Raw genomic sequence first — 22,250 nt, forward strand, 5'->3', positions numbered from 1 at the left:
TCTTAAAAACCTTTATAGTTAACTTGATATATTAATGGGATTAAAATGCTTTCTCTTTCTTGCCAATGCAAATGAGGTATATTTAGCTTTTTGCTTCTAATAAAGCTATCATTGAAAAATAAAATATCAATATCTAAGATTCTTGGGGCATTTTTGAATGCCCTAATTCTATTTCTGCCAAAGATTCTCTCTAAATAAAAAATTAATCTATAAAATTCTAAAAGATATAATTTAGTGCTAATAAGCATTGTAGCATTATAAAAATCATTTTGTTTTTTATATCCAAATGGAGGATTTTTATATATTGGAGAGGTTGATATTATATTAATATTATTATTTTTATAAAGTTTTCTAAATAGCCTTATAAATGTATTAATAGGATTTTTTAGATTCGCTCCTATGGAAATTATTACTAGATTCTTATGTTTTAATGTTTTTTTCATTGGAAAAAATTTATTGCAGACTATTTCTCTCACCATAATCCTTTTGTAGAATTTAGCACTTATAAAATCTCCGCTTTACCATCTTTTATAACTACCAAGTCTTCAATTCTAACACCAAATTCATTTGGTAGGTAGATTCCCGGTTCTATTGAAAATACCATACCATCTTGTATAAGCATATCACTAGTTGTAGAAATTCTGGGTAATTCGTGTATATCAAGCCCTACTCCATGTCCTGTTGAGTGTGTAAAAAACTTTCCATACCCAGCTTTTTCAATAATACTTCTTGATAGAGCATCAACTTCTTTTGCCTTCATCCCACTTCTTGTATTTTTGATGGCGGTTTCTTGCGCTTTTATCACTATATCATATATTTTTTGGATTTTATTGCTAAATTTTGCAAATTTATCAAAAGTGATATTTTCATCTACAAGGCTTGTTCTAGTCATATCAGAACAATATCTTTTATATTTAATTCCAGCATCAAATAGTAATAAATCACCTCTTTTTAGCTTATCTTTTAAAGGTAAGGCGTGCGGTTTAGCCGCATTTGCATTTAAAGCAGTGATAGGATTAAAACTAAGATTGTTTTTACCTTTATTTTCTAAAATTTTTTTAGCATTAAAATTTAAAAAAATCTCATTAATATCTTTATTTAAGCATTCTTTTCTTAAGAATTTAGCAAATTTCTTAAAAGCCTTTTTGTTTAGTTTTTGAGATTTTTTTATTAACTCTATTTCAAAATCTTGTTTTATAGCTCTAATTTTTTGATGAAAGTTTGGATAAGGAGTTATAGATAATTTTTGGCTTATTTGATTAAAAGATTCTACGCTTAAAGAGGTGGGGTCAAAAGTGATATTTTTGATATTTTTTGCAATTTTTATAAAATCTTTTATTAAATCATTAGATTCAATTATTTCAATATTTTTTATATGTTTTGTAGCTTCCTTTGCTTCTAATGTATATCGACTATCAGTTATAAAATATAGTTCTAAATTATTTTTAAATAATATTGCATTATCACAAGAAAAGCCACATTCATAATACATAGCATTTTCATTACTTGTAAAAAATGTTTTTACTTTCATTTTTGCTCATTTTTCTTTGCTAGATTTATTTCAGTAATTATTTGCATTATAGATAATAGCCCTATATGATAACCAAAAGGTCCAAATCCTGCTATCACTCCTGCACATAGAGCACCTGTTATAGATTTTTTTCTAAAGTCATCTCTAGCAAAAATATTACTTAAATGAACTTCAACTACGGGAATGCCAACTAAAGATATTGCATCTGCTATTGCTATTGATGTGTGTGAATATGCTGCTGGATTGATTAGGATTCCATCTGCTGTGCCTACGCATTCTTGGATTCTATCTACTATTTCTCCTTCAAAATTACTTTGGAAAAATTCAATCTCAAAATTATTTTGTTTTGCTAGGGTTTCTAAATTTTTATGTATTTGTTCTAGTTTCATATTACCATAGATTCTAGGGTCTCTATGCCCTAACATATTTAGATTTGGTCCTTGGATAACAACAATTTTCATAGTAAAACTCCTTTTTATAAATATCAAGGTTTTAAAGATAATTTTAGCAATTTTTACTTTGTATAAAATTATTTCTAATTTTTAAAAGCTTGTAATTAGATTTGTTTTAATGTTATGCCCTGATTCTATAAAATCTCTTTGAAATTATATCAAAATAAACGCTATAAACTGCTAACTAGAATAATTTATTATATTATAATTAAAAACCATTTACCTTTTACTTGCAATAAAACCACGATAAAAATTTGAATAGTCTTTATAAAACTCTATAAATTTATATTTAGTTAAATATTGCTCTATATTTTTTTGGTTATATCCAATTTCACAGCACAAATAACTAGAATCTAATTCTATAATTTTTCTTATTATCTCATCTCCATTTTCCCCGCCAAAAAGTGCAACTTGTGGCTCAAAAGTTAGATTCTTAGGAATTTTGTAATTATTTCTTATATAGGGTGGATTGGAGATTATTAAGGAATTTTCTTTTATCTTTTCTCCATCAAGTAAATTTGTATGGACTAACCTTATTCGATTTTGCAAAGTAGAATCTAACTCTGATTTTAAAACTATGTTTTGCTTTGCAATTTCTAGGGCTTTTTGTGAAATATCACTTGAAGTAATTTTTATATCTTTTTTTAAAAGACATAATATTATGCTAATAACCCCACTTCCAACCCCTATTTCATATATATTTTTAATATTATATTTATCTATTAAATTTATGGATTTTTCTATTAATATTTCTGTTTCAGGACGAGGAATTAGGGCGTTTTCATTTATAAAAAACTCTTGTGAATAAAAGCTAACCTTATTTGTTATATATTCTATTGGGTAGCCATTATTCAATAAATTTATTTGTTTTAATAAGCTATCTAAAATATCTTTGTCTATTACAAAATCATCATATAAATGCAAAAATATTCTATCTTTGTTTAATAGATTTGATAGCAATATTTCACATTCTAACGCACTTCTATTTCTTTTATGATTCTTTTTAGCTAAAGCTAGAACTTCTTTAATAGTCATTTATAATTAAAATTTAATGCTTTTAGCCTATCTAAAAGCGGAGGGTGAGACATATAAAAGAATGTAAAAACTTTATGTGAATATGGAAATGCTTTATTTTCATTGATAAGCTTTACTAAGGCATTCCCTAGGTCAGTCTTATTGGTTAGGTTTGAGCCGAATTCATCAGCTTTGTATTCTGCCTTACGAGAGAAATAATTAATTAATGGCATAAAGTAAAATGAAATTAGAGAGGATATTAAAATTAATATACAAATTTTCATAGAAGCATTGTTTGGGATATTTTCAAATAATGCTTTTGGTAAGTTTCCTGCAATAAAAAATAATACAAAAAGCACAAATCCTATAATAAAAATATTTTTTATTAAATCTTTATGTTTGAAATGTGCTAATTCATGTCCTAATATTGCTAAAAGTTCATTGTGGCTAACTTTGCTTAGTAATGTATCAAATAAAACTACCCTTTTACTTTTGCCAAGCCCTCCAAAATAGGCATTTAACCTACCATCTCTCTTGCTTGCATCCATTATAAAAATACCATTTGCTTTAAAACCAACTTTATTCATTAAATTAGCTATACTATTTTTTAGCTCTTCGTCATTTAGTGGGGTAAATTTATTAAAAAGTGGTGCAATTATTGTAGGATAAATTAGATTTGCAAGTAAAACAATAAATAACATAAGTATAAAACCATAAATCCACCAATTTAAAATATTATCTATTAAGTATATTAATCCAGCACAAATTAACCCTCCAAAAATAATTAGCATTGCAAATGATTTAATAAAGTCTATTATATATAGCTTTATGTTTATTTTGCTAAATCCAAAGCTTTTATCAATAATTAGTGTTTTGTAGGATTCCAATGGTAGATTTAAGATTGTATTAATTGCTAAAAATGTAACTACAATCACTATTTGAGCTGTAAAGATGTTATTAAATACTACTATTTTATTTAGTAATATTAATCCAAGATTAATCCAAAAAATAAATAAAACACCGCTAAAAATTGCCTCTACAATACTAAAGTATTGATTTATCAAGGCATAGTTTCTAGCTGTGATAAAATCTTTTTCATTTAGTATTACAGCTTTGTTATTTGTTTTAATGTGTCCTATTTGAAGCATAGCAATAATACATATTGGAATTGTGTAGAAAAATATAAATATTGCACTTAATATTATCATTTTTTATCCTTTAATTATTAAATTTGTGCTTTTTTAATTGATAATTTGTGTATAAAGATTAAGAATATTATTGAAGCTATTAATGTTATTATAGATAAAATTTGTCCTGTTGAGATACCATAAAAATATCCCATTTGAGAATCTGCTTCTCTAAAAAATTCAACTATAAATCTAGCAATGGAATATAATAGCATGTAATAGCCTATTATTTCTCCTTGAAATTTTACTTTTTTTCTAATAAAAAATAATATTATAAATACACAAAATCCCTCTAAAAATGCTTCATATAGCTGACTTGGATGGACTAATTTATCATTTACTAAGATTCCAATAGGAAGTGTAGTTTCTCTACCTACTAATTCTTTATTTAAAAAGTTACCAATTCTTCCTAGTATATACCCTAAAGGCATTGCAATTGCTGCAGAATCCATAAGTAAAAGAATAGATTTTTTATTTCTTTTTGCACAAAGATAACTCCCTATAATAAATCCAATTACAGCTCCGTGATAACTCATACCACTAATTCCTATAAATTTACCATTTACAAATGGATTAAATATCTCCCAAGGATGTGTAAGAAAATACATAGTATTTGTATCATATATAAGTATATAGCCAATTCTAGCTCCTAAAATAATGCTAATTTCAGCATATATAAAAAAAGATTCTAGTTCTTTGTTTGTTATTGGATATTTATCTTTAATGATAAAATACTTTATTGCAATAAGTGCGATTATTAATCCAGAAGCATAAGCTAAACCATACCAATATACATTAAATCCAAGTATATTAAAAGCTACTCTATCAAAGTTTTCATAAATCAGATTCCATTTATTCATATTCACTACTTAATTTTTCAAATAATTATACAATCTTTGATTAAATTATTTTTGCTTTAAGTTTCTTTAATTTTTATATCAAAAAATTTATTAAACTCTATATTCCTTAAGAAATTATATAGCTTTGAGCTACTAACTACTAGATTAATTTCAATTTTATCAATTTCATAGAGTTTTAAAATATACCCCAAAATTGATGTGTCAATTGAATTTGCATTAATAAAATATAGATTTAGTTTATTATCCTGTAATTCTTTTTTTAGAGTATTTTTAAACTCAATATATTCATTATAACTCTCAAGCTTACCATTTAGTTTTATTTCTTTTATATTATGATTTAATCTAGTAGATATTTCCAAAAGTTCCCCCTAGATGCACAGAATTTGTAATTAAAAATATTGATTTTATAAGAATGTAACATTAATCTTTTATATGATATTCCGCCATATACACTATCTCCTAATATTGGATGATTTATTGAGCTAAGATGTATTCTTATTTGATGTGTTCTTCCTGTGGTGATTACTACTTTAAGAAGAGTTTTTTTTCCATATAACTTTAATGGAGTTATTTTAGTTATAGCACTTTTACCATTTTTAAAATCAATTTTACTTTTTGCATAGTGATTTTTAAATGTAGAAATAGGTTTATCAATAGTTATTTCTTCAGCCACTATTCCAGAAACTAAAGCCAAGTATTCTTTATATACAGCTTTATTTTTAAATTCATCTACTGCTTTATTGTAAAAATTAGAGTTCTTTTTAGCTAATAATATAACACCACTTGTTGGTTTATCAAGGCGATGAAGTAGGGAATAATCACTAAATTTTTGCTCTAAAATTGAAGAATCTACAATATTTGGTTTATTTAATGCAAGTATATTGGAATCCTTAAATAATACCTCAATATCTTCTATTTCTAGTATTTTTAAAGGAATTTTATTAGAGATTATATCGCTTGCACGTATCTTTTTGCCATTGCTATATACAAGCCCAGCATCAAGTAAATTTTTTGCTTCTCTATTTGAGATATTTGACTTTATAGATAGAATCTTATATGCTTTATCATTCATAGATTTTCCTTAAGCTATCTAGCATTAAGTCTAGTTTATGTTTTATTATTTTAGTATTTGAGAGTTTATCCATACTTGATAATATGTTTTGCAATTCTTTGCTTTGAGTGATTTTATAACCTTCTATTAAATCAAATAGAGCGTATTGATTAAAAATATGTATCCCACTAATTAGTTTTGTATTAAAAAACGCACATTCAAATGGATTATGCCCACCTAATTTAACAAAGCTTCCTCCCAAAATTACACAATCTGCAATACTATAAATATTAATTAACTCTCCTAATTTATCAATTAAAATTACTTCATAGCTAGAATCTAATCCATTTTGACTATATCTAGCAGATTTTATGGGATATGTTTTAATCATCTCCCATACTCTTTCAAACCTCTCTGGATGGCGAGGGGCAACTAAGAGAGTGTAATTTTTGTCTTTTTTTGCATTTAAAAAGCTATTAATTATAAGTTCTTCTTCGCCTTGATGTGTGCTTGCTGCAACTATGCAGTCAAACTTGTCTATTTTTTTAGTTATAATTGGCTTAATTAGTGCTTTTATGTTTCCTATAACCTCTATATTTTTTGCCCCAAGAATTTCTAGCTTTTCTTTATCTGTTTCTTGCTGGCATAGAATTTTTTCAATATTTTTAAAAATCTTTTTATAAAACCACATACTTTTTTTATATTTTGGAAATGATTTAGAAGAGATTCTAGCATTTAATAAAATTGTTTTAGCAGCTCTTTTTTTAGAGCAATGAAATAGCATATACCAAAGTTCTGCTTCTAAAACTATTAGCTTTTTTATGGTTTTTGGCAATATAAATGGGATAAAAATCTCAAAAGGAAGATAGCAAATTTGGATATTATTTTTATCACCAAAAAGATATTTTGCCCTTTCATAGCCGGTATTTGTTATTGTTGAGATAATAATTTTAGAATCTATTTTATCAATAAAAGATTGTAGTGAATTTATTTCACCCAAAGAGCAAGCGTGAATCCAAACTTCACCATTAAATTTTATGTTTTTATATAAAAAAAATCTTGCTGGGATTGATTGTCTATATTTTGGCTTTAAGATAGTTAGGATAATTAGAATTGGCAAGATTAGGATATATCCTAAAAATATGCAAATCCAATAAAAAATACCAAACATTATAGAGTTTTATTGCTCTATAAATAGGATTCTACCGCAGTGTGGGCAAGTAACTATGGAATCTGACTTGCTTAATTCTGAAAATACTCTATCATTTATTTTTATATTACAGCCACTACAAGCTTGCTTTTTAACAGGCACTACACTAGTATCTTTAGCCCATTTGCGTATTTTCTCGTAGAAAATTATTATTTTATTATCAATAGTTTTTGCTATTTTATTTTTATTATCAAATATATTATTAAGCTCATCTCTAATTACTGAAGTTTTCTTTTCAACACTAACTTTTGTTTTTTCAATCTCATTTTTTAATTCTTCAATTTTTTTTATATTGATCTTTTCTTTTTCTTTTAGATTTTCAATCTCTTTTTCTATATTTGCTATAGTCTCATTTGCAAATGTTATTTTTTCCTTTGCTAGTCCATTTTCCGCATCAAGGGCTCTTAGCTCTCTTTCACTTTTTGCCATTGTTATTTTTTTATCAATTTGAGATATTTTTTCACTATTTTCTTGTATTAAAAGTTCGTTATTAGAAATATCAACTTTTGCTTTTTTAATATCATTTTTAATATTTTCTATTAAAGATTCTAGACTATTTAGCTCTTTTACTTTTAAATTTAACTCTTCTTCTATCGCAGATATTTCTGGCTCTTTTGCTGAAGCTTCCTTGTCGATTTTTGATATTTGTATTAGGTTTTGTAAGTCTTTATTCATAATCTTAGCCTTTAATGAAATAAAATGGATTTTGTGAATCTAATATTATAGCGTTATAGTTAATGTTTTTCAAATTTTTATATATTAATTCTGCAAAATGTCGTTCAGAATCATAATGCCCCACATCAATAACGCTAATGCCTAAACTTTTTAATTTCATTGCATCGTGATACTTCACATCACCTGTAATAATACAATCAAAATCTTTTATTTTTTCTATTGCATTAAGTCCTGCTCCACAAATAATTGCAATATTTTTTATATAATCTTTGCTTCGTGTTATTTTTAAAACACTTCCCTTTAGTTTTGAATTAAGCATAGTAATTAAAGAATTAAATTTATCTTCAAAATTTATACTGCAAATTAGATTTTGTTTATTTATATTCTCAAAACCTAAAATATCTCTTGCAAAGCTCTCATTTAAGTGGCTTAAATCAAAATTTGTGTGCATAGCAATTAATGAAATATTTTTTTGAATTAGCATTATTATTAAATTACTAGGATATTCATTGAAGATAATCCTATTAAGAGGCTTAAATATAAGTGGGTGATGAGATATTATCAAAGAATCTTTAGTTGCACTATTGATTATATCTTTTGTAACCTCTAAGCACACGAAAATATCTTTTACTTCATTATTGCTATCTCCTATGAGAATTCCACTATTATCCCATGATTCTTGAGTGTTGAATGGTGATATTTCATTTAAATAATTATAAATTTCTTGTATTTTCAAAGATTTCTCCATATTTATAGTTTGTGAATTTTATATTCTTATACTTTAGATTTTTCATATTTAGTATCTTATAAAATATATACACATTTTTGTCATATTGGAATTTATGAGAGTATTAATATGAGACATAGCCAAAATATCTTTTTTAAATTCTTTAAGATTTTAATAATCTCTTTTCTCTATCACTTTCTTGTTCTTTATACATAGTGGCACACAGTTTTGCTAACTCCCTAATTTGTAAAATATAATTTTGCCTTTGTGTAACTGAAATTGCTTTCCTTGCATCTAGTATATTAAATAAATGTGAGCAAAGCATAGTGTAATCATATGCAGGAAGAGGAAGTTTATGTTCTAATATTCTTTTTGCTTCATTCTTATATTCATTAAACATTGAATTTAACATTTTTGTATCTGCTATTTCAAAATGATATTTTGAGAACTCCCATTCACTTTCTTTATGCACATCTGCATAAGTTACTATATTATTATTTGTATTGCTAAATTCTATATCAAAAATAGATTCTTTATTTTGTATATACATAGCAAGTCTTTCTACCCCATATGTAATTTCAATGGGTGTGGGGTAGCAAGAGATTCCTCCTACTTGTTGAAAATATGTAAATTGCGTTATCTCCATACCATCAAGCCATACTTCCCAGCCAAGCCCCCAAGCACCAAGTGTAGGGCTTTCCCAATTATCTTCAATAAATCTAATATCGTGAATTTTTGTATCAATACCTAAAACTTCTAAACTATTTAGATATGTTTCTTGAATATTATCTGGACTGGGCTTTATTATTACTTGAAATTGATAGTAGCTTCCAAGTCTATTTGGATTCTGTGCGTATCTACCATCTGTTGGGCGACGAGAGGGTGCTACATAAGCTACATTCCAAGCCTTAGAATCTAAACTTCTTAGCAATGTTGCAGGGTGAAACGTCCCTGCTCCTGCAGGAATATCATATGGTTGTAACAGCAGACAACCCTCATTTTTCCAAAAATTCTGTAACTTTAATAAAATATCACAAAAACTAAGCATATTATTCCTTTTTAACTTTCATTTGGAACTAAGATACGGCATTTCTTATTTAATTCCTTCAAAACTACATAATCTTCTACTTTTGGAGTATCATCACAACCTATAATTATAGGTTTATTCTCATTTACAAATTTTATAAATTTTTCCTTTATATCAGGCATAAAACTCTTTCTATCATAGAATTCATAGTAGTATGGGAATTTATGTGCTAATACAACATTGTCTTTTGTAAAAAGCAAAGCTAAAAATTGATTTATAGATTCTAATTCTCCATCAAAGATTATCTTTTTATTTGGATGTTTTTCTTCATATTCTTTTAGAGAATCTACTAAACTTATTAGGTAATGTGCCCTATCTTCTTTTAATATTGAGTTTGCATAAGGAGTATCTTTATCCATTCTTATATGATTTATTCTTGTGCTTATTAAAACATTAAAATAATTAATAGCGAGTTTATCTAAAAACTGCACTAATTTTAAATAATTTATTGATAGACACACTATGGCTATTGTAATAATTGAGAATGTTTTTATTCTCTTATCATAAAAAAGAATCATTAAGGCATCAACAAATAGCCAAATTCCTATACCAAATTGCACTCTAATTCTTGCTTCTTCATTAATTGGATAATTAAAGATTATTGTAGAGAGTGTGAGAGTTGCTGCAATCATTTTAATAGAATCTGAATTTAAAATTACTTCTTTTGTAAAATATAATCTGAATGGACGATATATGTAATAAAAGCAGGGTAAAATCACAATAAACCAATATGATAGAAATCTCATAAAAGACCCATTATGCCAATCAGAACCATTTTCTGTATAGTTTAATATGGAAAATAGCACTTTTTTAAGATCTGCATTATATTGAAAAGATGGTTGAGCCATGCCTACTAAATGTGTTAGTGATGAATTTAAAATCTCCAATCCCTCAAATCCATTTCTAAATAATATAAATAATATAAATAATATATTTGCACTAATGAAAGATAATACAATATTTTTTATCATTGATTTGTAAGCAGATTCTGGTATTGCTTTAATATAATATAAAACCATAGGTAAGATAAAGAAGCAAAATACCATAATTAGCCCTTGCTGTCTTAGATAAGGTAATATAAAGCAAATAACTCCTAATACAATTAGTTTATACCTTTTTTTATCATTGATATAAGATGCTAAGAAATATATTCCCATTGCTACAAAAAGCATAATAACATCATTAAACCAAGGTAAATCTCTCCCTTGTTGGGTAAGTAGTAATATTGCAATAGCAAATTTTGCAAATACATTTGGCATAACAAATCTTGCTGTTTTATATACAAAAATATAAGTTATAAATACACATATACCGATAGATATGGATAGATTGATTTGATTAATACCAAATATTTTTAAGAAGATTCCCGTAATTAAAGGTATGAAAACAGAATGTGGAGAATAAAAGTCAATTCCTGGCAGTATTCCATTTGCCGCCATTCCACTAAGATATAAAAAAAAAGCTAAATGATGGTCGTGAATCTCGTCATAGTGAAAAATATTTGCAGCGGCAAAATAGCTTATATAAATCACTATAAATACAATAATCCAAAATACTAAATTTAGCATAATAAGAAATATTGATTTTGCTAAATTGTCATATTCACATAGATTTTTAAGATAGGATTTGAGATTTATCATTTTCTACCTTTTTGTATATAACTTTGGTTTAAAAAGGTTTATTTTATCTAAAAAATATTGCTACTTTAAAGATAATTTAATATAGAATAAATGCAATTTAACAATATAAGGAGATTAAAAAATGGCAATTATAGATTTTGAAGGGAAATTACCAAAGATTCATAATAGTGTTAGGATATTTGATAATACAAGTATTATTGGTGATGTCGAAATTGATGAGGATTCTAGTATTTGGTTTGGCAGTGTTTTAAGAGGTGATTTAAGTAGTATTAAAATTGGCAAACGAACTAATATTCAAGACCTTGTAATAATACATACATATCAAAAAGATTTACAGTTTCCAAATGGTATTGGAGTAAGGGTTGGAGATGATACTACCATAGGGCATAGAGTTACTTTGCATGCTTGTAATATCGGCAATAGATGTTTAGTTGGTATGGGTTCAATTGTAATGGATAATGTTATAGTAGGTGATGATTGTTTTATTACTGCTTTTAGTGTCCTTCCAAAAGGGAAAAAATATTCACCTATGTCATTAATATCTGGCAATCCAGCTAAAGTAGTTAGACCTTTAAGAGAAGTTGAAATAGAAAACATCAAAAGAGAAGCCAAACTTTATATTGACCTAAAAAATAGATATAAATGATATAATTTTAGACTATTTTATAGTGAAGGAGTATATAAATGGGCAGCAATGCTAATAGTTGGAATAGAGGGGAAAGCAGAGGCTTTTATCCAAAATGTTTAACAAAGCCAATAATATTATTTATAATAGTTATAGTTGTATTATTTATTATTTCACTGGTCTTATGCTCATCTTGTAGGGTTGTAGAGGTTAAGTCTCCAGAATTAATTACAATACAAAAAGAAATTATAATTGAGCCAGAAACTACCATACAGAAAGTAGAAGCCATAGCTACGCCAGAACTTAAAGTGGTAGAACCTGTAGTAGATATTATAGAGACAATCAAATCAGAGTTTTTAAATAATGGAATTATTGATGATAGCTTTATTTTAAAAGATAGTATATTTTTTAATAAAAATAGTTCGTTTATGACACAAAAAGAAAGTAGCGATTTAATAAACACAATAAAAGATAAAATTAATTCTGCTAAGCTAATTATTCTTACAGGACACGCTTGTGATTTAGGTAATGCAACATATAATAAATCTTTAATTGAAAAAAGAATTAATCGTGTAGTTGAGGTTGTAAAAAAACAAAACCCAAATATAGAAATAATTACTTCAAATGATGGACAAACAATATCAACAAAAAGAGAAAAAGAACGTAGAGTGGATATATACTTTTATTAATAATATAAAAGAGATTTTTTAAAAAATCTCTCAAACATTTTATGCTAACACAATCAAATAAACCTATTGTTTAAGGCTTTTATAGAATTAAAATATAAATTTCATATTATTATCAAAAATTCTATTTACTTTATAAGCATTCTAGTTATCTTCCTCTTGATTTGTCTCTTCTAATTTTGTTATTTTTAGCTTTTTAATTCTCATTCCATCAACTTCTAAAACTTCATACATAAAATCACTATCAATCACGCTATCTCCAACAATTGGTTCTTTGCCTAAGAGATTAAATACATATCCACCTATAGTTACTTGCTCAACATCTTCTTCTTTTTTAAAGCTTATATTTTCACTTAAGCTATCAATATCAAGCATTCCATCAACTTCATATACATTTTGGCTGATTTGTTTTATTTCATCACTTTTCTTGTCGTGCTCATCTGATATATCACCCATAATCTCTTCTATAATATCCTCCATTGTTAAAAGTCCAGCTGTTCCACCATATTCATCAACAACTAATGCAGTATGAATTTGTTTTTTATTCATTTTCATTAATACACTAGATATAGAGTTATTTTCAGGGACTATTATTAGCTCTCTCACAAGCTTAGATAAATCTTTTTTATTGTTGTTAATAATTGCTTGCAATAGGTCTCTTATATGTATCATTCCTATTATATTATCTTTGCCATCTTTGCAGTATGGGTATCTTGTGTGATTAGTCTCTTTTACAATAGCAATATTTTCTTCATAACTGTTATCTTCAAAAAGACATACTATATCTTTTCTTGGTGTCATTATTTCCTTTGCAGTAGTATCGCTAAAATCAACAGCATTCTTTAATATTTCACTCTCAATAGAATCTAAATATCCACCTTTTAAACTCTCTCCAATAATGATTTTTATTTCTTCATCAGAATGAGCATCATTATTTTTTGCAGGTTCTATTCCTATTCTTTTTAAGAAAAATCCGCTTATCATTTCAAATACTTTAATTACAGGAAAAAATATATTTCTAAATAAGTGCAATGGTCTTGCTACAAGAAGTGTTGCCTTTTCTGCTTTAGCTATGGCTACGGATTTTGGTATTAGCTCCCCAAAAACTATGTGTAAAAATGTTATTAATGTAAATGCAATTACAAAACTAATTGAATGAAGCAATATTGTATTATTTTCAAAGAAACTTGCAAATACTTTATTTAACACTTTTGCAATAGCTGGCTCTCCAATCCAACCCAATGCAAGTGAAGATAGTGTAATTCCTAATTGAGTAGCTGACAAATATGTATCTAGTGATTTTGTGATTTTAAGTGAGAGTTTTGCATTTGCTTTATTTTTCTTAGCTAATTCTTCTAATTTTGAACGTCTAACTTTAACAATCGCAAATTCTGATAAAACAAAAAAGCCATTTAACGCAACAAAAACCAATGCTAATATTATCATTAACAACTGACTCGTCGAACTATCCAAAATAATCCTTTTTGGTGCAATTTTTGATATAAAATAGAGATTATAACCTAAATAATAAAATATTAACTTAAAAATTATTAGAATCTATCCTTAATGATTTTTAAAGAGGTAGATTTATGATTATTATACCAGCAAGGCTTAAATCAACTAGATTACCAAATAAACTTTTGTTACCACTTAATGGAATTCCTATTATTGTCTGTGTTGCAAATATTGCAAATAAAGTAGATAAAAGTATTGTGGCTTGTGATGATGCAAAAATTGTTAAAATATGCAATGAATATGGTGTAGATAGTATTTTAACCAGCTCTAAACATACTAGTGGAACTGATAGATGTGCTGAAGTGGTAGAGAAGTTAGGATTAAATGACGATGAGGTTATAATTAATCTTCAAGGTGATGAGCCATTCATAGAAACTAATATAATAGAAAATCTAAAAAAAACTATGGAAAATAAAAAGAATGAAGTCTTTATGTCTAGCTGCTATAAGATAATAGATTCTAATAAGGCTAGTGATTCAAATATAGTAAAAGTAGTTTTAAATAGCCATTCTTATGCAATGTATTTTTCAAGAAGAAAAATTCCATACGATAGAGACGATATTAAAACAAGTTATTTTGGACATCTTGGAATTTATGCTTTTAGTGCAAAAAGCTTGAGAGAATTTTGTAAATTACCACAATCTCCACTAGAAGAGGTAGAAAAACTAGAACAACTTCGTGCGTTGTGGCACAATAAAAAGATATTTATGTTAGAAGTTAGCACAGATTCTATTGGAATAGATACATTAGAGGATTACCAAAATGCTAAAAATAGAAGTGAACTTTGTTAGGAGGAAAATATGAATATAGTTAAACTAGAACCACTTAATAATGAAATGTTAGAGGAAATTGGATTAGAATGGCATACAGATAGCGATAATACACCATATATTCAAGATGAAGCAATAGGAATTACTAATGATGAGGCAGAGGCATTTTATGAAGCCGGAAATGAATTATATGATATGTTTATTGAGGCAGGAGAATATGTAATAAAAAATAATTTATTTTTTGAGCTTGATATTCCTACAATATTGATTGATACAATCAAGCAAAGCTGGGAAAATGAGGTGCATTGGCATATTTATGGTAGATTTGATTTTGCTGGTGGGATTGATGGCAAACCTATAAAGTTATTAGAATTCAATGCTGATACTCCAACATTACTTTATGAGAGTGCATTAGTGCAATGGGCTTTATTAAAACATAATGGAATGAATGAAGATTCTCAATTTAATAACATATTTGAGGCAGTTAGTAATAACTTTAAAAGAATGATAACTTTAGGAAATGATATAGAACAATTTGATGAGATATATGAGGGTTGGAGTGTATTGTTTTCTAGTATTAGAGGGAATAGTGAAGAGGAGAGAACTACTAGATTTTTAATGGAATGTGCACTGAATGCAGGATTAAATAGTAATTTTTGCTATATTGATGAGATTGTTTTTAATGAAGAAAATGGAGTATTTTTTAATGATAAGCAATATGAATTTTTATTTAAACTACTTCCTTGGGAGATAATATCTATTGATGAACCCGAACTTGCATTAATCATAAATAAAATGATGGAAAATAAAAATACTATTTTTTTAAATCCAGCATATACATTGCTATTTCAAAGCAAAAGAATGTTAAAAATATTATGGGATTTATTTCCAAGTCATCCATTGTTGCTAGAAACTAGCTATGACAAACTGAATAATAAAAAACAAATAGAAAAAGTTTCTTTTGGAAGAGAGGGGGCAAATATAAAAATACTAGATAATAGTGGTAAAATTTTAGAACAAAAAGATGGTGAGTATGGCAATTATAAAAAAATTTATCAAGAATTTTATGAACTAAATTTTTATAATGGATTTTATTATCAACCAAATGTATTTTTTGCTTATGAGAGTTGTGGGCTTGGCTTCCGTAAAGGTGGTGGAATAATGGATAATATGTCAAAATTTGTATCACATTTTATAAAATAATTTTATTTATTTCTTTTTATCAAACCTACAATGTTATCAGCTATCATAGAATGCCCCTCTTTATTTGGGTGTATTTGATCCACCTTTAGACTGCTACTTTTTAGAATCTTTGGCATAGAACTAGATTCTAACAATACATTATATTTATTAGCAATTTCATTATAAATTGGCGATACATTACCAACTATGCTTCCTAATACTCCATCAGGAACGCCAAGTAGAACTACACAGCTTGTTTTTTCTTTAGCTTTTTTTACTATTAGGTCTAAATTTTGTTTTGTCTTTTCTTTGTTAATATTTCTTAAAATATCATTTCCACCTATTGATATAATAATTGCTGCTATATTATTTTTATTTAACTCGCTGTCTATTCTTTGTAATAACCCACTTGTAGTTTCTCCATCAATACCCCTCTTTGTGGCATTTTTATTTAATTTCTTTGGAATTTGGATAGCAAAACTATCTTCATTATTGATACCAAAGCCATTTGCTAAACTATCTCCTATGGTAATTATGTTTGTATTATTTAAGGGACAAATAGATTTTTTAGAAGTTTTTTGATTAAAGAAGAAAAATCCCCCTGCTATTATAATAATAACAAGCAGTAGAATCTTCACAAATTTAATCTTGTTGTTGTCTTAGAAATGAAGGGTAATCTAAGTCTATGTTAGAATAATCTCTATTACCACCCACTACTTTTTTTAGTTTAATTTTTTGTTCAAGCGATTTTATATCTGTATTTTGTGTTATATTTTCTTCTATCTCTGGCGTAAAATCATTTTGTAAAACTTCTTTTTCAAAACCTGTAATAACCAATGTAACCCTTATTTGAGTTGGATTTAAATTATTGTTAAATGACCACCCTTGTTTTAGGTTAGAACCTTTATCTAAATGTTGACTTACCATATCTGCTGCATCAGCTATCCTAAACATAGGATAATTTTCATTTATTTCAAAATGAACTAATGCTCCTTTTGCACCTTTTATACTAACATTATCAAAAAGAGGGGATTCTATAGCTTCTTTAACTGCTTCTATCGCAGAATCTTCTCCCTCTTTATCTCCTATACCAATTAAGCCTAGTCCTTTAAATGCCATAACTGCATTTAAATCAGCATAGTCTATATTCATACCACCATTACTATCACTTAGAATGAAAGATGAAATACCTATTACAGCCTGTGCTAGCACATTATCAACAATTTTTAGGCTATCTTTCATTCCTAAACTTTTATCAATGATTGATAGTAGTTTTTCATTTGGTATTACTATTATAGTATCAACCTCTTTTTTAAGCTCTTTTAAACCCTCTTCTGCTAGTTTTTCTCTATTACTACCTTCGTATGCAAATGGTTTTGTTACAACTGCTATAACCAAAGCCCCAATTTCTTTTGCAGCTTTTGCAACTATCGGAGATGCACCCGTTCCTGTCCCACCTCCAAGTCCTGTAGCAATGAAAACAATCTTAGAGTCTATTAATTCATCTTTGATTTTATCATAGCTTTCTTCAGCACTTTTTTTACCTAGGTCAGGTTTCATACCCGCTCCCAAGCCTCTTGTAGTTTTTTCACCAACTTGAATTTTATTGTGTGCCAACACTGTTTTTAAATGCTGTGCATCAGTGTTTAGTGCTATTAGCTTGATACTATCATGAACTCCGTGAGTTATTAGATGATTTATTGTATTGCTCCCTCCTCCACCTACACCAACTACGCTAATTTTAATTTCATTTATTGGTTGTAATTCTTCTATATTTATTTCCATTTAACCTCCTTCATTTGCCTATAATTAAAACATTTTTTTAAAGAAATCCACAACTTTTTCCGTAACGCCATTTCTCTTTTCTTTTATCTTTTTTATTCTAATATCATCTTCCTTATTTTTTATTACTTCAAGATCTGTTAAATCGTTTTCCTTAACTTCTAAATCTGATAAGTTTGATTTTTGAGAAGAGCGGGCATTTTGAGTATGTTTTAATTTCTTATTAGAATCTAATTCATAATTTGTAAATTTCCCAGAAGCATATAGTATCAAACCAACAGCAGTAGAATAGGAAGCATAGGGTGTATCTCTTGATTTTAGTAATTTAAAAGATTCATTAACTTCTTTTGGCTCAGCTATTCTTATTGGTAGATTCATAAATACACCTTTAGCTAATTCTTTTAGACCATTCATGTATGCCATACCACCGGTTATGACTATACCAGCACCCATATTATTCCTAAGACCACTTCTTTCTATGGATTGTTCAATTATTTGTAATGTTTCTAACACTCTAGAGAATACTATGCTATGCAGTATTTCAAGTGAAACTCTTCTGCTATCGTCAGTATTTGTTGGAATTTCTAGTGTAGAATCCAAGTCTTCAGGTGTTAATTCATTTAATGTTGCATATTTAATTTTTATCATATCAGCTGCAGGTATTGGCGTATTTAACCCTAATACAATATCGTTTGTTATATGTCCAGATCCAACTCCTAGAAAATCATCATATTGCATAGAATTTCCATGGTGTATCATAATATCACAGCTACTTGCACCCATATCAATGCAACCTACCCCCATTTCTTTTTCATCGTTATTAAGTACAGCAATTGATGAAGCATAGGCATTTAAAACTATTCCTATTACCTCTATTCCAGCATTTTTAACTACTTTTTTTAGATTATCTAGTGCTGATTTTTGAACATATACTATATGCGTAGATACTTCCAGCCTAGCACCGCTCATACCAAATGGGTCATCTACATATTCTCTATCATCAAGTTTAAAAAAATATGGCAATACATGAATTACTTCATAATTGCTAGGTATCATTGATTTTGCATTGTATAGGGCAGTCTGCATTACTCTATTTATTTCTTGAATTCCTATATCATTATTTGGGTTATTAATTATCCCGCCCATATTAGTGCTTTTAGTGCAAGCTCCAGATAATGAAATATATGCTTGTGATATGTTTGTCCCTGCCATTCTTTTAGCTTCATTAACAGATTCCCTTATAGCACTACTAGCTTGTTCTATATTTGTTATTGTACCCTTTCTAACACCTCTTGATTGCTGAACTCCAACACCTATTATGTGCGGAGTTCCATTTTTTAGATCTGCAATTAGAGAACATATTTTTGAAGAACCTATATCAATGGCAAGAATTAATTGCTCCACTTTATGAATCCTTTTTGAGGTTATTTATTATTTTGTATTTTTGGGATAAGAACTCAAACATACTTTGTTCTAAAATCATTGTTTTAAAATTATCTAATATTCTTGCATTATAATCATTTTTCAGCACTTTTTGTTCCAAAATATTATATAAAATTACTTTATTTCCAAGTATTACATAGCCATTTTTATCATTTTTATTAAAGATTTCTGCTATTACTTGTTGGCTTTCAAGTTGATTTAAATTTGGGATTGTCTTTTGGCTGTTTATACCATAAAAACCTATATTATTACCTTTAAAAACATTTAATCTAGATTTTGCTTCTTTTATCATAGCCTCTCTTTGTGCTTTTGGGTAATAGTCATTTTTGACTTGCTCTTTTACACTAGAAAACTCCTTTATCTCTTGAGGATTTTCTTTTATGACTTTTACTATCCAATAAGTTTTATCAAGTAATATAGGCTCTATTTTATTGCCTATATTTTGTATGGCATTGATAAGCTCTTTATTATCTTTTTGAGATATTATTGTTTTTTTACCTTCTATCTTAGAGTCTCTTAGCTTCACACTAGTTTCTAAAGCATTTCTTTTTGCTCTCCAATTTTTATAATCATCTTTAATTTGCTCTTTTATTTCATCAAAACTTTTTCTAACACCATTATTTGTATAATTTTGTTGATTTTGCTCATAATATGCTTTTATATCATCTTCATTTGCGTTAATATCATCTATATTATATTTTATCATTTCTACTTCAAAGCTTTTATCTTCTTTATAGGATTCTTTATTTTTTTCATAGAATTCTTTTAGCTCACTATCTGTTATATTTACTTTTATATCTTTAGAATAAATTATTTGTATTGATAATTTATCTTGTAAGTTTATCGGAAGGCTCATTACATCTTTTTCTAGCGGAGTTGCGATAGCAGGAAATGCTGATGAGATTTTTTGAACCAATAATTTCTTTCTAACCATTTCTTCATATTCAAGTGGCTTAATTCTATTTTGTTTTAAAATTTCTTTATAAAGCTCTGTATCAAATACACCATTTTTTTGAAAACTAGAGGTATTGCTAATTTGTTTTGATACCTCTTCATTGCTAATTCTAAGACCAGAATCTAGTGCAAAATTTTCTAATAAAGCTTGATTGATTAGCATTTGTATAGCGATATTTTCTACACCTAGCATATCAGCTTGTTCTTTATCTAATGTTTTTCCTTGTTTTTCTTCATAATTATTTAAAATATTTTGATATTCTAAATTTAGTTCATTAAAGCTAATATTAATTTTCCCTACTTTTGCCACAGCATTTTGAGAAGAAGAGAAGTTATAAGCACCCCAACCTAGCATACCAGCAGCTATAAATGATATTGCACTTATCCAAATAGTTATTATTAAGTACTTTTTGTTTTGCTGCATCCAAGTTATCAAAGATAAATCCTTTATTTAGAAAAAGTTGAAGTATAATTTTGCGATTATATCAAACTAAAGCAAATAAAGCTATATAAAAATACCAAATTTTGAAGGAAACTTATGAATATAGAATTTAAAATAAAAAGCCTAATTTCTAAGGATTTGGAATTTATTTGGCACCCTTGCACACAGATGAAAGATATGCAAAATTTTCCTATTATGCCAATAAAAAGGGGCAAAGGAGTGTATCTATATGATTTTTATGATAAGCCTTATGTTGATTGTATTAGTTCGTGGTGGGTAAATCTTTTTGGTCATAGTAATGATTACATAAACTCTAAGTTAAAAGAGCAGCTAGACTTAATTGAGCACATAATTTTTGCAGGATATACCTATGATGGAATAGCTAATTTTTCTAAGAGACTTATTTCAAAGCTCCCTTTGGATTTAAATAAGTGTTTTTATGGGGATAATGGAAGTTCTGCTGTTGAGATAGCTCTTAAAATGAGCTACCATTTAAATGCTTTTAAAGATAAGTATAAAAATATTTTTTTATCTCTTAATAATTCCTATCATGGAGAGACCATTGGGGCTCTTAGTGTTGGAGATATTGGAATCTATAAAGACATTTATAATAGAATTTTACTTCATAATATACAAGCACCTTTGCCAAAAGATTTTTCGATAGATTCTATTAAACAAGCAATAGAGTCTTTTAAAAATATAATAGTAAATAATAAAAATAATATTTGTGCATTTATTTTAGAGCCACTAGTTCAGTGTGCAGGTGGAATGAATATCTATTCAAGTGAATTTATTAAAGAAGTATGCAAAATTGCACGAGAGAATGACATATATGTAATTTTTGATGAAATTGCAGTTGGTTTTGGAAGAAGTGGAGAGATGTTTGCTTTAGAAGAATGCGATTTTGTGCCAGATTTTTTATGCCTTTCTAAAGGGATTACAGGCGGTTATATGCCTCTTTCTGTGGTGGTTACTAGTGATTTAATTTATAATGCCTTTTATGGTGAATATTCTAGGGCATTTTTGCACTCTCATAGCTACACAGGGAATCCTCTAGCAATATCTTGTGCAAACGCTGTAATGGATATATTTGAGAATGATAATATTATAGAAAATAATAAGATTCTAAGTAAATTTATCTTTGAAAAGTTTTTAGAATTAAAAGAATTTAATATAGTTAGCAATATCCGCCATAAAGGAATGATATTTGCCTTTGATTTAGTAGGGGAATTTGATAGAACTATTAGCCTAAAGTTTGCTAGACTAGCTTTGAGAGAGGGATTGATAATTCGTCCTCTTGGTAAAGTAGTATATTTTATGCCACCATATATTATAAGCAAAGAGCAAGTTTCTTTTGTGATTGAGGGCTTAAAAAACATTCTAAAATCACTATGCTAAAGTATTTTGTTAAAATCTA

23 protein-coding genes are annotated in these 22,250 nt (G+C 27.5%); 5 read left to right on the forward strand and 18 right to left on the reverse strand.

Features of this window, described 5'->3' with window-relative positions:
• Window positions 1-2: 2 nt before the first annotated feature.
• From folK to CQA44_RS02405, 13 genes are all read right to left on the reverse strand, one after another.
• Entirely contained in the window at window positions 3-479 is a 477-nt protein-coding gene (folK, locus tag CQA44_RS02345) for a 2-amino-4-hydroxy-6-hydroxymethyldihydropteridine diphosphokinase (RefSeq protein ID WP_115545672.1), read from the reverse strand.
• A 23-nt stretch (window positions 480-502) separates the two neighbouring features.
• Window positions 503-1,531: a M24 family metallopeptidase gene (locus CQA44_RS02350; protein ID WP_115545673.1), complete on the reverse strand. Its 1,029-nt coding sequence runs from the start codon at window positions 1,529-1,531 to the stop codon at window positions 503-505.
• Window positions 1,528-1,992 carry a type II 3-dehydroquinate dehydratase gene (aroQ, locus tag CQA44_RS02355; protein ID WP_115545674.1) on the reverse strand — a complete coding sequence of 155 codons (465 nt, stop codon included), beginning with the start codon at window positions 1,990-1,992 and terminating at the stop codon, window positions 1,528-1,530. The genes CQA44_RS02350 and aroQ overlap by 4 nt, the downstream gene beginning before the upstream one ends.
• Before the next feature lie 210 nt (window positions 1,993-2,202).
• Window positions 2,203-3,018 carry a HemK/PrmC family methyltransferase gene (locus tag CQA44_RS02360; RefSeq protein WP_115545675.1) on the reverse strand — a complete coding sequence of 272 codons (816 nt, stop codon included), beginning with the start codon at window positions 3,016-3,018 and terminating at the stop codon, window positions 2,203-2,205.
• Entirely contained in the window at window positions 3,015-4,205 is a 1,191-nt protein-coding gene (locus CQA44_RS02365) for a M48 family metallopeptidase (RefSeq protein WP_115545676.1), read from the reverse strand. The genes CQA44_RS02360 and CQA44_RS02365 overlap by 4 nt, the downstream gene beginning before the upstream one ends.
• A gap of 17 nt (window positions 4,206-4,222) precedes the next feature.
• Window positions 4,223-5,044: a prolipoprotein diacylglyceryl transferase gene (gene lgt, locus CQA44_RS02370; RefSeq protein ID WP_115545677.1), complete on the reverse strand. Its 822-nt coding sequence runs from the start codon at window positions 5,042-5,044 to the stop codon at window positions 4,223-4,225.
• A 56-nt stretch (window positions 5,045-5,100) separates the two neighbouring features.
• Complete coding sequence (locus tag CQA44_RS02375) at window positions 5,101-5,403, reverse strand: hypothetical protein (RefSeq protein WP_115545678.1); 303 nt, start codon at window positions 5,401-5,403, stop codon at window positions 5,101-5,103.
• Entirely contained in the window at window positions 5,382-6,116 is a 735-nt protein-coding gene (locus CQA44_RS02380) for an RNA pseudouridine synthase (RefSeq protein ID WP_115545679.1), read from the reverse strand. The genes CQA44_RS02375 and CQA44_RS02380 overlap by 22 nt, the downstream gene beginning before the upstream one ends.
• A complete protein-coding gene (gene waaA / locus CQA44_RS02385; protein WP_115545680.1) occupies window positions 6,109-7,266 on the reverse strand; it encodes a lipid IV(A) 3-deoxy-D-manno-octulosonic acid transferase in 1,158 nt (385 codons plus the stop codon). Before waaA ends, CQA44_RS02380 begins: the two co-directional genes overlap by 8 nt.
• Before the next feature lie 9 nt (window positions 7,267-7,275).
• Window positions 7,276-7,980, reverse strand: a complete 705-nt coding sequence (locus tag CQA44_RS02390; protein ID WP_115545681.1) for a zinc ribbon domain-containing protein — start codon at window positions 7,978-7,980, stop codon at window positions 7,276-7,278.
• 4 nt (window positions 7,981-7,984) lie between these two features.
• Window positions 7,985-8,716, reverse strand: coding sequence for a Nif3-like dinuclear metal center hexameric protein (locus tag CQA44_RS02395; protein WP_181881742.1), 732 nt, complete (start codon window positions 8,714-8,716; stop codon window positions 7,985-7,987).
• 154 nt (window positions 8,717-8,870) lie between these two features.
• The gene (gene glyQ / locus CQA44_RS02400) at window positions 8,871-9,755 is read right to left on the reverse strand and encodes a glycine--tRNA ligase subunit alpha (protein ID WP_115545683.1); all 885 of its coding nucleotides are present in this window, start codon (window positions 9,753-9,755) and stop codon (window positions 8,871-8,873) included.
• Window positions 9,756-9,766: 11 nt separating this feature from the next.
• Window positions 9,767-11,434, reverse strand: coding sequence for a glycosyltransferase family 39 protein (locus CQA44_RS02405; protein WP_115545684.1), 1,668 nt, complete (start codon window positions 11,432-11,434; stop codon window positions 9,767-9,769).
• A 121-nt stretch (window positions 11,435-11,555) separates the two neighbouring features.
• Here CQA44_RS02405 and CQA44_RS02410 point away from each other — a divergent pair, with 121 nt between their 5' ends.
• Both CQA44_RS02410 and CQA44_RS02415 read left to right on the forward strand, forming a co-directional pair.
• On the forward strand, window positions 11,556-12,080 hold the full coding sequence (locus tag CQA44_RS02410) for a gamma carbonic anhydrase family protein (protein ID WP_115545685.1): 525 nt from the start codon (window positions 11,556-11,558) through the stop codon (window positions 12,078-12,080).
• A gap of 38 nt (window positions 12,081-12,118) precedes the next feature.
• Complete coding sequence (locus CQA44_RS02415) at window positions 12,119-12,748, forward strand: OmpA family protein (RefSeq protein ID WP_115545686.1); 630 nt, start codon at window positions 12,119-12,121, stop codon at window positions 12,746-12,748.
• A 141-nt stretch (window positions 12,749-12,889) separates the two neighbouring features.
• On the opposite strand, the gene CQA44_RS02420 is transcribed toward CQA44_RS02415, so the two are convergent.
• Window positions 12,890-14,191, reverse strand: a complete 1,302-nt coding sequence (locus tag CQA44_RS02420; protein WP_115545687.1) for a hemolysin family protein — start codon at window positions 14,189-14,191, stop codon at window positions 12,890-12,892.
• 143 nt (window positions 14,192-14,334) lie between these two features.
• Between CQA44_RS02420 and kdsB the strand changes: the two genes are divergently transcribed.
• Window positions 14,335-15,051 (forward strand): 3-deoxy-manno-octulosonate cytidylyltransferase, encoded by a 717-nt coding sequence (gene kdsB, locus CQA44_RS02425; RefSeq protein ID WP_115545688.1) that lies wholly within the window; start codon window positions 14,335-14,337, stop codon window positions 15,049-15,051.
• A gap of 9 nt (window positions 15,052-15,060) precedes the next feature.
• Entirely contained in the window at window positions 15,061-16,233 is a 1,173-nt protein-coding gene (locus tag CQA44_RS02430; protein WP_115545689.1) for a glutathionylspermidine synthase family protein, read from the forward strand.
• 2 nt (window positions 16,234-16,235) lie between these two features.
• On the opposite strand, the gene CQA44_RS02435 is transcribed toward CQA44_RS02430, so the two are convergent.
• Genes CQA44_RS02435 through CQA44_RS02450 form a run of 4 tightly spaced genes read right to left on the reverse strand, consistent with a single transcriptional unit; the run spans window position 16,236 to window position 20,827 of the window.
• Window positions 16,236-16,850 (reverse strand): GDSL-type esterase/lipase family protein, encoded by a 615-nt coding sequence (locus tag CQA44_RS02435; RefSeq protein WP_181881743.1) that lies wholly within the window; start codon window positions 16,848-16,850, stop codon window positions 16,236-16,238.
• 4 nt (window positions 16,851-16,854) lie between these two features.
• On the reverse strand, window positions 16,855-17,997 hold the full coding sequence (gene ftsZ, locus CQA44_RS02440; protein WP_115545691.1) for a cell division protein FtsZ: 1,143 nt from the start codon (window positions 17,995-17,997) through the stop codon (window positions 16,855-16,857).
• A 24-nt stretch (window positions 17,998-18,021) separates the two neighbouring features.
• Window positions 18,022-19,398 (reverse strand): cell division protein FtsA, encoded by a 1,377-nt coding sequence (ftsA, locus tag CQA44_RS02445; RefSeq protein ID WP_181881744.1) that lies wholly within the window; start codon window positions 19,396-19,398, stop codon window positions 18,022-18,024.
• Window position 19,399: 1 nt separating this feature from the next.
• Complete coding sequence (locus tag CQA44_RS02450; protein ID WP_115545693.1) at window positions 19,400-20,827, reverse strand: peptidylprolyl isomerase; 1,428 nt, start codon at window positions 20,825-20,827, stop codon at window positions 19,400-19,402.
• A 102-nt stretch (window positions 20,828-20,929) separates the two neighbouring features.
• Between CQA44_RS02450 and CQA44_RS02455 the strand changes: the two genes are divergently transcribed.
• Window positions 20,930-22,231 (forward strand): adenosylmethionine--8-amino-7-oxononanoate transaminase, encoded by a 1,302-nt coding sequence (locus CQA44_RS02455; RefSeq protein WP_115545694.1) that lies wholly within the window; start codon window positions 20,930-20,932, stop codon window positions 22,229-22,231.
• Window positions 22,232-22,250 lie beyond the last annotated feature (19 nt).

The organism is Helicobacter sp. MIT 14-3879, assembly GCF_003364125.1.

Coding starts and splice junctions, on each gene's coding strand:
- folK (WP_115545672.1), bottom strand. CDS start 479: ATGGTGAGAGAAATAGTCTGCAATAAATTTTTTCCAATGAAAAAAACA.
- CQA44_RS02350 (WP_115545673.1), bottom strand. CDS start 1,531: ATGAAAGTAAAAACATTTTTTACAAGTAATGAAAATGCTATGTATTAT.
- aroQ (WP_115545674.1), bottom strand. CDS start 1,992: ATGAAAATTGTTGTTATCCAAGGACCAAATCTAAATATGTTAGGGCAT.
- CQA44_RS02360 (WP_115545675.1), bottom strand. CDS start 3,018: ATGACTATTAAAGAAGTTCTAGCTTTAGCTAAAAAGAATCATAAAAGA.
- CQA44_RS02365 (WP_115545676.1), bottom strand. CDS start 4,205: ATGATAATATTAAGTGCAATATTTATATTTTTCTACACAATTCCAATA.
- lgt (WP_115545677.1), bottom strand. CDS start 5,044: ATGAATAAATGGAATCTGATTTATGAAAACTTTGATAGAGTAGCTTTT.
- CQA44_RS02380 (WP_115545679.1), bottom strand. CDS start 6,116: ATGAATGATAAAGCATATAAGATTCTATCTATAAAGTCAAATATCTCA.
- waaA (WP_115545680.1), bottom strand. CDS start 7,266: ATGTTTGGTATTTTTTATTGGATTTGCATATTTTTAGGATATATCCTA.
- CQA44_RS02390 (WP_115545681.1), bottom strand. CDS start 7,980: ATGAATAAAGACTTACAAAACCTAATACAAATATCAAAAATCGACAAG.
- glyQ (WP_115545683.1), bottom strand. CDS start 9,755: ATGCTTAGTTTTTGTGATATTTTATTAAAGTTACAGAATTTTTGGAAA.
- CQA44_RS02405 (WP_115545684.1), bottom strand. CDS start 11,434: ATGATAAATCTCAAATCCTATCTTAAAAATCTATGTGAATATGACAAT.
- CQA44_RS02410 (WP_115545685.1), top strand. CDS start 11,556: ATGGCAATTATAGATTTTGAAGGGAAATTACCAAAGATTCATAATAGT.
- CQA44_RS02415 (WP_115545686.1), top strand. CDS start 12,119: ATGGGCAGCAATGCTAATAGTTGGAATAGAGGGGAAAGCAGAGGCTTT.
- CQA44_RS02420 (WP_115545687.1), bottom strand. CDS start 14,191: ATGATAATATTAGCATTGGTTTTTGTTGCGTTAAATGGCTTTTTTGTT.
- kdsB (WP_115545688.1), top strand. CDS start 14,335: ATGATTATTATACCAGCAAGGCTTAAATCAACTAGATTACCAAATAAA.
- CQA44_RS02430 (WP_115545689.1), top strand. CDS start 15,061: ATGAATATAGTTAAACTAGAACCACTTAATAATGAAATGTTAGAGGAA.
- ftsZ (WP_115545691.1), bottom strand. CDS start 17,997: ATGGAAATAAATATAGAAGAATTACAACCAATAAATGAAATTAAAATT.
- CQA44_RS02455 (WP_115545694.1), top strand. CDS start 20,930: ATGAATATAGAATTTAAAATAAAAAGCCTAATTTCTAAGGATTTGGAA.